At 32.4% G+C, this 13,016-nt stretch carries 13 protein-coding genes; 10 read left to right on the top strand and 3 right to left on the bottom strand.

Going from position 1 to position 13,016, the window contains the following annotated elements:
- Positions 1 to 2 precede the first annotated feature (2 nt).
- From argC to argH, 6 genes are read left to right on the top strand one after another with little or no spacing between them, the layout of a single operon-like run.
- On the top strand, positions 3 to 980 hold the full coding sequence (gene argC / locus KCTC32516_RS03150) for an N-acetyl-gamma-glutamyl-phosphate reductase (RefSeq protein ID WP_301401887.1): 978 nt from the start codon (positions 3 to 5) through the stop codon (positions 978 to 980).
- A 10-nt stretch (positions 981 to 990) separates the two neighbouring features.
- The gene (locus KCTC32516_RS03145; protein WP_301401886.1) at positions 991 to 2,121 is read left to right on the top strand and encodes an aspartate aminotransferase family protein; all 1,131 of its coding nucleotides are present in this window, start codon (positions 991 to 993) and stop codon (positions 2,119 to 2,121) included.
- A complete protein-coding gene (locus KCTC32516_RS03140; protein ID WP_301401885.1) occupies positions 2,118 to 3,053 on the top strand; it encodes a Rossmann-fold NAD(P)-binding domain-containing protein in 936 nt (311 codons plus the stop codon). The genes KCTC32516_RS03145 and KCTC32516_RS03140 overlap by 4 nt, the downstream gene beginning before the upstream one ends.
- Positions 3,054 to 3,055: 2 nt before the next feature.
- Positions 3,056 to 3,832, top strand: a complete 777-nt coding sequence (gene argB / locus KCTC32516_RS03135) for an acetylglutamate kinase (RefSeq protein WP_301401884.1) — start codon at positions 3,056 to 3,058, stop codon at positions 3,830 to 3,832.
- On the top strand, positions 3,832 to 4,932 hold the full coding sequence (locus tag KCTC32516_RS03130; protein WP_301401883.1) for a M20 family metallo-hydrolase: 1,101 nt from the start codon (positions 3,832 to 3,834) through the stop codon (positions 4,930 to 4,932). Before argB ends, KCTC32516_RS03130 begins: the two co-directional genes overlap by 1 nt.
- Positions 4,901 to 6,175 (top strand): argininosuccinate lyase, encoded by a 1,275-nt coding sequence (gene argH / locus KCTC32516_RS03125; RefSeq protein WP_301401882.1) that lies wholly within the window; start codon positions 4,901 to 4,903, stop codon positions 6,173 to 6,175. Before KCTC32516_RS03130 ends, argH begins: the two co-directional genes overlap by 32 nt.
- A 67-nt stretch (positions 6,176 to 6,242) precedes the next feature.
- Here argH and metG read toward each other — a convergent pair whose 3' ends face one another.
- On the bottom strand, positions 6,243 to 8,312 hold the full coding sequence (gene metG / locus KCTC32516_RS03120) for a methionine--tRNA ligase (protein ID WP_301401881.1): 2,070 nt from the start codon (positions 8,310 to 8,312) through the stop codon (positions 6,243 to 6,245).
- A 128-nt stretch (positions 8,313 to 8,440) separates the two neighbouring features.
- On the opposite strand from metG, the gene KCTC32516_RS03115 reads away from it, so the two are divergent.
- Positions 8,441 to 9,448, top strand: a complete 1,008-nt coding sequence (locus tag KCTC32516_RS03115; protein WP_301401880.1) for a S66 peptidase family protein — start codon at positions 8,441 to 8,443, stop codon at positions 9,446 to 9,448.
- A gap of 3 nt (positions 9,449 to 9,451) precedes the next feature.
- Complete coding sequence (locus KCTC32516_RS03110) at positions 9,452 to 9,811, top strand: YraN family protein (RefSeq protein ID WP_301401879.1); 360 nt, start codon at positions 9,452 to 9,454, stop codon at positions 9,809 to 9,811.
- A gap of 4 nt (positions 9,812 to 9,815) precedes the next feature.
- Here the strand turns inward: KCTC32516_RS03110 and KCTC32516_RS03105 are convergent, their stop codons facing one another.
- Entirely contained in the window at positions 9,816 to 11,147 is a 1,332-nt protein-coding gene (locus tag KCTC32516_RS03105) for a TlpA disulfide reductase family protein (protein WP_301401878.1), read from the bottom strand.
- Between the two features lie 93 nt (positions 11,148 to 11,240).
- On the opposite strand from KCTC32516_RS03105, the gene KCTC32516_RS03100 reads away from it, so the two are divergent.
- Positions 11,241 to 12,035: an SDR family oxidoreductase gene (locus KCTC32516_RS03100; protein WP_301401877.1), complete on the top strand. Its 795-nt coding sequence runs from the start codon at positions 11,241 to 11,243 to the stop codon at positions 12,033 to 12,035.
- Here the strand turns inward: KCTC32516_RS03100 and KCTC32516_RS03095 are convergent.
- Positions 12,028 to 12,384 carry a hypothetical protein gene (locus KCTC32516_RS03095; RefSeq protein ID WP_301401876.1) on the bottom strand — a complete coding sequence of 119 codons (357 nt, stop codon included), beginning with the start codon at positions 12,382 to 12,384 and terminating at the stop codon, positions 12,028 to 12,030. The two genes, KCTC32516_RS03100 and KCTC32516_RS03095, sit on opposite strands and share 8 nt — an antisense overlap.
- A 92-nt stretch (positions 12,385 to 12,476) precedes the next feature.
- Here KCTC32516_RS03095 and KCTC32516_RS03090 point away from each other — a divergent pair, with 92 nt between their 5' ends.
- Complete coding sequence (locus KCTC32516_RS03090; RefSeq protein WP_301401875.1) at positions 12,477 to 13,007, top strand: CvpA family protein; 531 nt, start codon at positions 12,477 to 12,479, stop codon at positions 13,005 to 13,007.
- The last annotated feature ends 9 nt before the right edge of the window (positions 13,008 to 13,016 follow it).

Raw genomic sequence — 13,016 nt, 5'->3', positions numbered from 1 at the left:
AAATGATACAAGTAGGAATTATTGGAGGCGCTGGTTATACGGCAGGAGAGTTGATAAGATTGTTGTTGCATCACAATAAAGCAGTTATCAATTTTGTGTACAGTACATCAAACGCAGGAAATAACATCAGTCATATTCATCAGGATTTAGTGGGGGCTACTGCTTTAAAATTCACGGGTGAAATCAATTCAAAAATAGATGTGCTTTTTTTATGTTTAGGGCATGGAAATTCAAAAACCTTTTTGGAAGAAAATACGTTTTCTGAAAGTACAAAAATTATTGATTTAGGAAATGATTTTAGATTAGAGAAAGATCAGGTTTTTCAAGGGAAGCAGTTTGTATATGGTTTGGCAGAATTACAAAAAGCGAAAATTCAATCGGCAAATTATGTTGCCAATCCAGGATGTTTTGCAACAGCAATTCAGTTAGCGCTATTGCCTTTGGCAAATGCTAATTTGTTACATGAAAATGTACATGTTAATGCTGTAACCGGTGCAACTGGCGCAGGAACTTCTTTATCTGCAACCACACATTTTACATGGAGAGATAATAATTTTTCACACTACAAACCATTTACGCATCAGCACCTAGGAGAAATTAATGAATCTGTAAAAATGTTACAAAACAATTTCGATTCAGAAATTATTCTGATACCTAACAGAGGAGATTTTTCTAGAGGAATTTTTGCGACAGCTTACACCAATTTTGAAGGGACTTTAGAAGCGGCAAAAGAGATGTATAAAACGTTTTTTAAAGAGGCGAAATTCACTTTTATTTCTGAAAATGAATTACACCTAAAACAAGTGGTAAACACCAATAAGTGCTTTATTCATTTGCATAAACATGGTAATAAGTTATTAATAACAAGCATTATTGATAACTTATTAAAGGGGGCTTCTGGACAAGCTATTCAAAACATGAATTTAATGTTTGGATTTGAAGAAACGGAAGGATTGAACTTAAAAGCTAACTTTTTTTAACTGTAGAATTATGAGTTTATTTAACGTATACCCGCTATTTGATATTACGCCCGTAAGCGCAAAAGATGTTTTTGTGTATGATGAAAATGGAACAGAATATTTAGATTTATATGGCGGCCATGCTGTAATTTCTATCGGACATTCACACCCGACATATGTAAAAAACATGTGTGAGCAAGTTGGTAAGTTGGGGTTTTATAGCAATTCAATTCAAAATCCGTTGCAAGTAAAATTGGCAGCAGAATTAATTGAACAATCTCAGTGTAAAGAGTATCAACTGTTTTTGTGTAATTCTGGAGCAGAAGCCAATGAGAATGCATTAAAATTAGCCTCATTTCATACCAATAAAAAGAAAGTCATTGCTTTTTCAAACTCTTTTCATGGAAGAACATCTGCAACGGTTGCAGCAACAGATAATGCAAAAATTGTTGCGCCAATAAACGCACAACATGATGTTGATTTTTTTGAATTGGGCGATTTGGAATCCGTAGAAAAAGCATTGCAAAAAAGCACTGTTTGTGCTGTGATTATTGAGTGTATTCAAGGGGTTGGAGGATTGGATGAAAGCACAACCGAATTTTATAAAGGGTTAGAAATGCTATGTAAAAAACACCATACATTATTTATTGTAGACGAAGTACAATCAGGTTTTGGGAGAACTGGAGATTTCTTTGCTTTTCAAAAACATGGAATCACTCCAGATATTATTTCTATGGCAAAAGGAATGGGAAATGGATTTCCGATTGGCGGAATTTTAATTCACCCAAATATTGAAGCTTCATTTGGTTTATTAGGTACAACGTTTGGTGGAAATCATTTGGCTTGTGCAGCTTCAATATCCGTTTTAGAAGTTATTAAAAAGGAGGATTTACTACAAAATGTAAAAGATATTTCTGATTATTTTATAGAGAAATCAAAATCAATTCCGCAGATAAAAAAAGTAAAGGGAAGAGGTTTAATGTTAGGGTTGGAGTTTGGTTTTCCGATAGCAGAACTAAGAAAAAACTTAATTTTTAAACATCACATTTTTACAGGAAGCTCAAAAAACCCTAATTTATTGAGAATTCTTCCTCCATTAACGATTAAAAAAGAACATCTAAATGTGTTGTTTGACGCATTAAAAAAAGAATTATCAATATGAAAAAATATATAGACATATCAGACATAGAGAATGTTTCTAAAACAATAGAAGCAGCAATAGCATTAAAAAAAGATCCATTTCAATTTGAGAAATTAGGAAAAAACAAAACCTTAGTGATGTTGTTTTTTAATTCGAGTTTAAGAACACGATTGAGCACAGAAAAAGCAGCAAAAAACTTAGGAATGGATGTTGTAATTTTAAATGTAAACGATGCGTGGAATTTAGAATTTGAAGACGGAACAATCATGAATTTGGACACTTCAGAGCATGTAAAAGAAGCAGCGCAGGTAATCTCTCAATATGCTGATATAATTGCGTTAAGAGCATTTTCTACATTAAAAGATAAACAAAAAGATGCTTCAGAACTTGTATTGAATAGCTTTGTGAAATACGCTTCAGTACCCATTGTAAATATGGAAAGTTCAATAGCACATCCGTTACAAGCATTGACCGATGCAATGACTATTGAAGAGTTAAAAACAACGTCAAAACCAAAAGTGGTGTTGTCTTGGGCGCCACATCCTAAAGCATTACCACATGCAGTGGCAAATTCTTTTGTAAAAATGATGCAACAAATTGATGTAGATTTCTCAATTACGCATCCAAAAGGATATGAATTGGATTCAGAAATCACTAAAAATATTCTAATAAATCACAATCAGGAAGAGGCTTTAAAAAAGGCAGATTTTGTGTATGTGAAAAACTGGAGTAACTATTTGGATTACGGAAAAGTGGTTTCGCAAGATTCTGAATGGATGCTGACAAAAGAGAAATTAAGTACGGCAAAATTTATGCATTGTTTGCCGGTTAGAAGAAATGTTGTAGTAGAAGATGCAGTTTTAGACAGCGAACAATCTGTAGTGATTCATCAAGCAAATAACAGAACTTTTGCAGCACAAATCGTGCTAAAAAAAATCTTAGAAAACCTGTAATTATGGAAGCTATAAAAGTGATCAAAATTGGAGGAAATAGTATTGACGATAGTGCTGCTTTACAGGAATTTCTAATTAATTTCTCTCAAATAAAAGGACCGAAAATATTGGTGCATGGTGGAGGGAAATTAGCGACAAAATTAGCAAAACAACTAAATGTCACTACAGAAATGGTTGTTGGAAGAAGAATAACGAATGCTGAAAATTTAGACATTATTACGATGGTGTATGCGGGGAAAATCAATAAAAACATTGTAGTAGCATTACAAAAAAATAAGTGTAATGCTATTGGGTTTACAGGAGCAGATGGCAATACAATTACTTCTGTAAAAAGACCTATAAAAGAAATAGATTATGGTTTTGTAGGCGATGTAACACAAGTAAATATAGAACTGTTAGAAATGTTGTTAGAAAACAATATTACGCCAGTTTTTTGTGCAATTACGCATGATAAGAAAGGGCAGTTGCTAAACACCAATGCAGATACAATAGCTGCAGAATTAGCGATTGCTTTTGCACAAAAACATCAAACAGAACTGTATTATTGTTTTGATAAAAACGGAGTTCTTTTAGATATAAATGACGAAAACTCGGTTGTAGAAAACATCAATTCAAATACGTATAAAGAATTGTTAGATGCTCAATTAATCTTTGACGGAATGCTTCCGAAATTAAACAATTGTTTTCATGCACTCAATAATCAAGTTTTTAAAATACATGTCGGAACTTCTGAAATGTTATTCAACCCAAATGTAAAATACACAACAATTCAACCCTAATGCAAGCACACAAAAAAATAACAAAAGAAGCTATTGAGTTGTTAAAAAACTTAATTGAAACACCTTCTTTTTCATCCGAAGAAGAACAAACAGCAGCTTATATTGAGCAATGGTTTCAAACGCACGACATTGCTTTTCAAAGGACGAAAAACAACGTTTGGGCAGTCAATAAGTATTTTGACAACAACAAACCAACCTTGTTGTTAAATTCTCATCACGATACAGTAAAACCAAATAATGGCTATACTAAAAACCCGTTTACAGCGATTGTAGAAGACGGAAAGTTATACGGTTTAGGAAGTAACGATGCAGGCGGGTGTTTGGTTTCATTAATGGCAACATTTACACATTTTTACCAGCAAAAAAATTTGAAATACAATTTGGTACTAGTTGCTTCGGCAGAAGAAGAAACGAGCGGAGAAAATGGTTTACACAGCATGTTGTCGGTCATTCCTAAAATTGATGTAGCAATTGTTGGCGAACCCACATTAATGAATTTAGCAATTGCAGAAAAAGGATTGGTTGTTTTTGATGCTATGGTAAAAGGAACTCCTAGTCATGCAGCACATCCAAATGCAAACAATGCGATTTATAACTGTATTGAAGTGTTGCAATGGTTTCAAGAATATCAGTTTAAAAAAACTTCGAAAACTTTAGGAGATGTAAAGATGACGGTAACACAAATCAATGCTGGAAAACAGCACAATGCCGTTCCTTCTGAAGTAAAATTAGTGGTTGATGTTCGTGTAAATGATAAGTATTCTAATCAAGAAATTGTAGCTATTTTACAAGAAGAATCGCCGTGTGATAGCATTACTCCAAGAGGGATTAAGCTAAATTCATCATCAATTCCTCTAGAACACGAATTGGTACAAGCAGGAATTTCTTTAGGAAGAGAAACTTACGGCTCTCCAACTTTATCAGATCAATCAGTCTTAAGCTGTCCGTCTTTAAAATTAGGGCCTGGAGATAGTACGCGATCTCATTCTGCAGATGAATTTATTTACATCAAAGAAATTGAAGAAGGCATTAAAATTTATATTCAACTTTTAGAAAAAATAGTATCACATGAAACTTTGGGACAAAGGAATTACAATTGACAAAAAAATAGAACAATTTACTGTTGGAAACGATAGAGAAATTGATTTACATATTGCAAAATATGATGTGCAAGCTTCTTTAGCACATGCTAAAATGTTGCATAAAATTGAGATTATCAACTTAGAAGAATTACAACAATTGGTAGAAGGATTGGAAGAATTGCAACAACAAATTAAAAACAACACATTTGTAATTGAAGAGGATTTTGAAGATGTACATTCTAAAATCGAATTTGAATTGACGAAAAAATATGGAGATGTTGGAAAGAAAATTCATACTGCACGTTCTAGAAATGATCAGGTTTTGGTAGCATTGCATTTATATTACAAGCAAAATATTTCTGATGTAATTCAGCAGATAAACACCTTATTTGATACCTTATTAAACTTGTCAGAAATGTATAAAAAAGATTTATTGCCAGGATATACACATTTGCAAGTTGCCATGCCGTCTTCTTTCGGGTTGTGGTTTTCTGCCTATGCAGAAGTATTGATAGATGATGTGTATTTATTAGAGGCAGCTTACAAAGTTGTTGATCAAAATCCTTTAGGATCTGCTGCTGGATACGGAAGTTCGTTTCCAATAGATAGGGCATTTACAACACAAGAATTGAATTTTTCAACACTAAAATACAATGTGGTTGCAGCTCAAATGAGCAGAGGAAAAAGCGAACGAACTATTGCCGCTGCTTTGGGTGGATTGTGCAATACGTTGGCGCGTTTTTCAATGGATATTTGTTTGTATATGAGTCAGAATTTTGGTTTTATTTCTTTTCCTGATGAGTTAACGACTGGAAGTAGTATTATGCCTCACAAGAAAAATCCAGATGTGTTTGAATTGATCAGAGGGAAATGTAATAAAATACAAGCTTTACAATCAGAAATGATTTTAATTACCAATAATTTACCGAGTGGTTATCACAGAGATTTTCAGTTGTTAAAAGAAAATATGATTGCTGCTTTTGAAGAAGTAAAAAGTATTTTAGAGATTTTCGATTTCGCGATCAAACAAATTATTGTCAAAGAAGTGAATCCGAATGACGAGAAGTATCAATTCTTATTTACAGTTGATAATATGAATACCTTAGTAGAAAACGGAATGACCTATAGAGATTCCTATAGAGAAATTGGGGCAAAAGTTGAAAACGGAACTTACGTGCCAGATACATCAAAAAAGCATACACATATTGGAAGTATTCATTATTTATGTTTGGATAAAATAAAAGAGAAGTTTCCTAAATAGCGAAAGGCTAAATTAAAAACAAAACAATCGGAGAAATTATACGAAAAAAAGCAACAACTTTAAGTCATTAACTTACTTGTCCACCATTTTTAATTTCTTCAGCAGGTTCTACAAAAGCTAGTTTTCCGTTTGGTGTATCCGTCATTAAAATCATTCCTTGACTTTCAACTCCGCGTAAAGTTCTTGGTGCTAAATTACATAAAACAGTTACTTGTTGCCCAATAATATCTTCAGGATTAAAACTTTCTGCAATTCCAGAAACGATGGTTCTAACATCAATACCAACATCTACTTTTAGTTGTAGTAGTTTTTTAGTTTTTGGAACCTTTGTTGCTTCTAAAATAGTTCCAACACGAATATCTAACTTGGTGAAATCGTCAAATTCTATGGTTTCTTTTTGAGGTTCTACCGTTTTGTTAGCATTTTCGTTCGCCGTTTTTGTGGCTTGTAATTTTTCTAATTGCGCTGTAATTTCTTCGTCTTCAATTTTAGCAAATAACAATGCTGCTTTATTAATTTGATGATTTGCTGGCAATAATATTTCTTTGGATGAAATATCGTCCCAACTCAAAGAGTTCTCGACTGCGCTCGAACTGACATTCAACATATTTTTCAATTTATTAGAAGTAAATGGTAAAAAAGGTTCTGATAAAACGGCTAAAGCAGCAGCAATTTGTAAGGCAACATTCATAATGGTTTTTACGCGTTCTTCATCAACTTTGATTACTTTCCAAGGCTCTTCATCAGCCAAATATTTATTTCCTAAACGCGCTAAATTCATCAATTCTTGAGACGCTTCTCTAAAACGATAACGTTCAATAGATCTTGAAATCACATTGGGAAACTCTTTTAAAGTGGCTAAAGTTTCTTCGTCAACGTCAGAAAATTCTCCTGCTTGAGGAACAATTCCACTATAATATTTATTTGTTAAAACAACCACTCGATTAATGAAATTACCAAAAATGGCAACTAATTCGTTGTTGTTTCTTGCCTGAAAATCTTTCCAAGTAAAATCGGTGTCTTTTGTTTCTGGTGCAGTTGCTGTTAATGCATAACGCAACACATCTTGTTTTTCTGGAAAATCTTGTAAATATTCGTGCAACCAAACCGCCCAGTTTTTAGAAGTTGACAACTTATTTCCTTCTAAGTTTAAAAACTCGTTGGCAGGAACGTTTTCTGGCATCACATAATTTCCATGTGCTTTTAACATTGCAGGAAAAATAATACAGTGAAAAACAATGTTATCTTTTCCTATAAAATGCACCAATTTGGTGTCGTCTTTTTTCCAATAATCTTCCCAATTTTTATTGTTTTCTTTTGCCCATTCTTTGGTTGCAGAAATGTATCCAATCGGTGCATCAAACCAAACGTATAATACTTTTCCTTCTGCTCCTTCAATCGGAACAGGAATTCCCCAATCTAAATCACGAGTTACCGCTCTTGGTCGCAAACCGTCGTCAATCCAAGATTTTACTTGTCCTAAAACATTGGGTTTCCAATCATTTTTATGTCCTTCTAAAATCCATTCCTTTAAAAAAGCTTCGTGTTTATCTAAAGGTAAAAACCAGTGTTTGGTTTCTTTTAAAGTAGGAACATTTCCTGTAATTGCAGATTTTGGATTGATTAAGTCTGTTGCGTTATGACTTGTTCCACAACTTTCACATTGATCGCCATAACTTTCTTCATTGCCACATTTTGGGCAGGTTCCAACTACAAATCTGTCTGCTAAATATTGATTTGCTTCTGCATCGTATAATTGTTCTGTAACTTCTTCAATAAATTCACCATCATTATACAATTTTGTAAAAAAATCAGAAGCTGTTTTATGATGAATTTCAGCTGAAGTTCTTGAGTAATTATCAAAAGAAATTCCGAAATCAGCAAACGAAGCTTTAATAATTTCGTGGTATTTATCAACTACTTGTTGTGGTGTAATTCCTTCTTTTTTTGCTTTGATGGTAATGGGTACTCCGTGTTCATCTGAACCACAAACAAAAACAACATCTTCACCTCTTAAACGTAAATAACGCGCATAAATATCTGCAGGAACATAAACACCAGCCAAATGACCAATATGTACAGGTCCGTTTGTGTAAGGCAATGCAGCAGTAATTGTATATCTTTTTGGAGTATTCATTTCTATTTTATTGATTTTGTTTAAAAACCCGTTTTAGACAAGTTTTTGAAATGCAAAAGTACGGAAAAGCAACGAAAACTCATTTTTTTAAGCCAGCAAAAATAGATACATTTACAAAAACCATTTTTATGAAGACAACGAAATTCTTATTGATTGTATTTATATCATTATTTATCTCTCACAATCAAGTTCAAGCACAAGAAATCACAAGTTCTAATTTAATATCTCCACCCTATTTACAACAAGGAGATACCATTGCTATTGTTGCTCCAGCAGGAATTTTAACTGACCGAAAAGATGTAATTGATAAAGCTAAAGAATTGGCAGAAAGTTGGGGTTTACATGTTGTTTATGGAAAACATTTGTTTGATACTGCTGGTCATTTTTCTGCAACGGATGATGAAAGAACAGAAGACTTTCAAAAAGCAATGGACAACCCAAATATAAAAGCCATTTGGGCAGGTCGTGGCGGTTACGGAACGGTTCGAATTTTAGACAAATTGGATTTTACAAAGTTTAAAGAAAGTCCTAAATGGATAATAGGATATTCTGATATTACCGCTTTGCATTCTCATTTAAATACTTTGGGTTATGAAACAATTCATGCGATGATGGGTACAAGTTTAGGTGATGATCCTGAAGAAATTGTAGAAACAATAAAAACATTTAAAAAAGTAATTTTTGGAGAAAAATTAAGTTACAGTTTGGTTTCGGTAAAAGAGAATAGAGAAGGAACTGCAAAAGGAGAATTGATTGGCGGAAATCTTTCATTGTTAGCCTCGATGTTGGGTTCTAAAAGTCAGATGAATGCGGAGGGTAAGATTTTATTTATTGAAGAAGTGGGCGAATATAAATATAGCATGGATAGAATGTTACAAAGTTTAAAACGAGCTGGTTTTTTTAAACATTGTAAAGGAATTATTGTTGGAGATATTTCTAAAATAAAAACCAATACTACAGTATGGGGAAGTTCTATTGAACAATTAATTTTAGATGTGGTTTCCGAATACGATTTCCCAGTATTGTTTCATTTTCCTGCAGGACATGAGCCAGATAATAGAGCGTTAATTTTGGGAAGAACGATAGAGCTAAATGTAACCAGAGACGGAATCTCTACTGTAGTTTTTAATGAGTAAAGAATGGCAGAGCATAACGAACTTGGCATAAAAGGAGAGCAATTAGCAGTAGATTATTTATTGCAAAATAACTACAAAATCATTGCTCGTAATTATCGATTTTTAAAAGCTGAAGTTGACATTATTACACAAAAAGAAAACATTCTAGCAGCAGTTGAAGTAAAGACGCGTTCTTCTATAGATTTTGGAAATCCGCAGGATTTTATCAATCCTAAAAAAATAAAATTACTAGTTTCTGCGATGGATAATTTTGTTGTAGAAAACGATTTAGATGTAGAGGTTCGGTTTGATATTATTGCAATTGTAAAACAAAAGAACGCCTTTGAAATAGAACATTTAAAAGATGCTTTTTTGCATTTTTAACATCTTACTCTAAATATGTGATAACTTTTTTAAGCTCTTCTAACGTATTTGGTTTTGCTATAATTTTTTTGTTTTTATCTAACACAATATAAGTTGGTGTTGCATAAATTTGATAGGTTCTTGCAATTGGGTTCTCCCATTTTTTTAAGCCTAAAACATGATGCCAGCCAACAAAGGTTTGTTTCATTTTTTTCCATTCTTTATCGTTGTTTTCCATAGCAAAAGCAATTACTTTTGATTTTTTAATGTCTTTGGTAAACGCATACAATTGCGGAATTTCTCTTAAACAATGCCCGCAACCTGTACTCCAAAAAACCAACACATAATTAGATGCATCGTTAATAGTAGAAAGTTTGTAGTTTTTTCCGTTTTCGCTCCAACTAATTTCTGGTGCAATTCTACCAACTGCTACTACTGTTTTCTCTAAATAATTAACAGTAAATTCAGTACTTTGAATGTTTGCTGGCAGTTTTTTATAATAAGAATTTAATACATAATCTGCAAAATCAATATTGCTAGCATTTACAAACTGCGTAATTAAATACTCAATAATATCTTTCTTAAACGTTTGAGTTTTTGCTTTTTCTAAGACCCTCTTTACTGCAGTATCATACAATTCTCTTTGCTTGGTTGGATCGTCGGAATAGTTCATGTAAAAGACATAATCTATAATTCTATCAACCAAAAAAGCAGAATTATATAATGTTTGATTGTTAAAGTCTATCGTATCAAAAAAGTGGTTGTTGATAGATTTTAAATATTCTTGCGGGTCTTTTGCAATCACTGGATTATTATACCTGTTGGTTGCTTTTATAAAATCATAGACCATTTTACCTTCAGATTTTGCCAAGTATTGCTTTTGTAAAGCAGTAATTTTTGCCAATTGAGTTTCGTATAAACTAGCCGTTTTTGCTAATGGATTTTTTAAATAAGCAATTTGTAGCGAATCGGTTTTAAATTGTTGAGTAGAAACAGTATGAATGTATTCTTGGTATAATTTATTTTCGGTAGATTTAGAAAAACGAATGGTTTTTTCAGCTTTTTCAGGATCAAATGTAAAAGCAACATCTTCTTTGTTAAATAAAAAATCTACAAACCCATTACCTTCTGTTTTGTAATTTACTCTATATGCTCCAGGCTTTGCATTTATTGGCAATTCAAGAGAAAATTTTCCGTCTGCAATTTTTCCGCTTTTTACAAATACTTGTCTTGCTCCTTCAATTTTATATAAAATAGCCCAAGTATATTTTCCGGCCGGATTCATTTCTCCGCTAATTTTATATTGTGCTTGTAAACTAAATGAAACGAGTGCGAGTAGTAAAAATAATTTTTTCATTAAATGTGATTTAATTTCTTGAGAAATTTCAAGAAGCGTTCCAAAATTACTATTTATAACTTAAAATAATTACATTGCTTTAAAATTATTAACATGAATTTCACAAATAAAGTTGTTTGGATCACCGGAGCATCATCCGGAATCGGAAAGGCATTGGCAATACAGCTCTCTAAATTAGAGACAAAACTCATTTTATCAGCAAGGAACGAAGAGAAATTATTGGACGTAAAACAAGAGTGTGATAACTCAGAAATGATTAAAATTTTACCGTTAGATTTAGAAGATTATTCTAATTTTAATGATAAAGTAACTGAAGCTATAAATTGGTTTGGAAGAGTTGATGTTTTGGTAAATAATGGCGGAATTAGTCAGCGTTCTTTAGCAATCGAAACGGCAATTGAAGTTGATAAACGAATTATGGACATCAATTATTTAGGAACTGTTGCGTTAACAAAAGCAGTATTGCCGCATTTTATAGAAAATAAAAACGGACAATTTGTTGTAACGACAAGTATTGTTGGTAAAATAGGAACCCCTTTGCGTTCAAGTTACGCAGCTTCTAAACATGCACTACATGGTTTTTTTGATAGTTTACGAGCAGAAAATCACAAAAATAATATTTCAGTTACATTGGTTTGTCCTGGTTTTGTAAATACCAATGTTTCTATAAATGCTTTAACTGGCGATGGCACTGCGCAAAATAAAATGGATGTTGCTACGCAAAACGGAATTGATCCAAATCGATTTGCAAAATTGATGGCAAAAGCAATTGATGCAAAAAAAGAAGAAGTTTATATTGCGGGATTTAAAGAAAAATTAGGCGTTTATGCAAAACGCTTTATTCCAAAATTGTTATCGGTTATGATTCGAAAACTATCTGTTACTTAAAAAAATCTAATCCCTCAAAATACGAAACAATGGCTTCTTTCATCAATACTGATTGTTCGCCAGGTTTTAAATTTGGCAATTGATTTGTGGTTTTGTAATGTGGCCAGCCATCATTATCAAAAAACTCAAATTCGTAATAACCATAAGGTTCTAACAATTTGCAAATGGCAATATGCATTAAGTTTATTTTTTCGTCTTTCTTAAATTTTCGGTGTCCTTGTCCTAATTCTTGAATGCCAATTAAATAAATAATTGCATCGATATCTAAGGGGTCTCCATCAGCAAATTGCGTTGATAAATTCTCAACTAACAAATTCCATTTTTCTTTTAAAGTAGTAATTTCTGTCATAAAATTTTAGCTAAGCAACAAAGATACATACTATCTATAATATTTTTGGTTCTTTTTTAGTAAGTTAGCGCAGATAACCAAAATAGAGTAGCATGAATGTTTTTGATATTGTAATTGCCGTATTCCTAGTATTTGGATTTGCAAGAGGTTTAATGAAAGGGTTTTTTATAGAAGTTGCTTCTTTGGTTGGCTTAATTGGTGGTATTTGGGGATCCATTCATTTTTCGTATTTCGTTGGAGATTTTTTAAAGGAAAGTGTTTCTTGGTCAGAAAAACAAATTTCTTTAGCAGCATTTGCAATTACTTTTATTTTGATACTTGTTGTTGTGAGTTTGATAGGGAAATTTTTAACAAAACTAGCAGATTTAGCAGCTTTAGGAATCGTAAATAAAATTTTTGGTGGTGTTTTTGGTTTGGTAAAAATGGGCTTGTTATTGAGTGTTGTTTTTATCTTTTTTGATAGAATGAACTCTTCAATCACACTTGTTGATAAAGAAACTTTAGAAGAATCGATTTTATACAAACCCGTAAAAAGGATTGCACCAACAATTTTTCCATCAATTGTAAGAGAAAATGGAGTTGACGAAGATGTAATTGATGATATTATAAAAAAAGTAGTATAAAAAAAGGCT

Origin of the sequence: Polaribacter huanghezhanensis, assembly GCF_030444335.1 — a bacterium.
GTDB lineage: Bacteria > Bacteroidota > Bacteroidia > Flavobacteriales > Flavobacteriaceae > Polaribacter > Polaribacter huanghezhanensis.
This window is presented reverse-complemented; position numbering and strand designations above follow the sequence as displayed.

Bases quoted from the DNA above. Each gene is read 5' to 3' on its own strand.
- KCTC32516_RS03105 (WP_301401878.1), bottom strand. From the start codon at position 11,147: ATGAAAAAATTATTTTTACTACTCGCACTCGTTTCATTTAGTTTACAA.
- KCTC32516_RS03100 (WP_301401877.1), top strand. From the start codon at position 11,241: ATGAATTTCACAAATAAAGTTGTTTGGATCACCGGAGCATCATCCGGA.
- KCTC32516_RS03090 (WP_301401875.1), top strand. From the start codon at position 12,477: ATGAATGTTTTTGATATTGTAATTGCCGTATTCCTAGTATTTGGATTT.
- metG (WP_301401881.1), bottom strand. From the start codon at position 8,312: ATGAATACTCCAAAAAGATATACAATTACTGCTGCATTGCCTTACACA.
- KCTC32516_RS03130 (WP_301401883.1), top strand. From the start codon at position 3,832: ATGCAAGCACACAAAAAAATAACAAAAGAAGCTATTGAGTTGTTAAAA.
- argC (WP_301401887.1), top strand. From the start codon at position 3: ATGATACAAGTAGGAATTATTGGAGGCGCTGGTTATACGGCAGGAGAG.
- KCTC32516_RS03145 (WP_301401886.1), top strand. From the start codon at position 991: ATGAGTTTATTTAACGTATACCCGCTATTTGATATTACGCCCGTAAGC.
- KCTC32516_RS03110 (WP_301401879.1), top strand. From the start codon at position 9,452: ATGGCAGAGCATAACGAACTTGGCATAAAAGGAGAGCAATTAGCAGTA.
- argB (WP_301401884.1), top strand. From the start codon at position 3,056: ATGGAAGCTATAAAAGTGATCAAAATTGGAGGAAATAGTATTGACGAT.
- KCTC32516_RS03115 (WP_301401880.1), top strand. From the start codon at position 8,441: ATGAAGACAACGAAATTCTTATTGATTGTATTTATATCATTATTTATC.
- argH (WP_301401882.1), top strand. From the start codon at position 4,901: ATGAAACTTTGGGACAAAGGAATTACAATTGACAAAAAAATAGAACAA.
- KCTC32516_RS03140 (WP_301401885.1), top strand. From the start codon at position 2,118: ATGAAAAAATATATAGACATATCAGACATAGAGAATGTTTCTAAAACA.
- KCTC32516_RS03095 (WP_301401876.1), bottom strand. From the start codon at position 12,384: ATGACAGAAATTACTACTTTAAAAGAAAAATGGAATTTGTTAGTTGAG.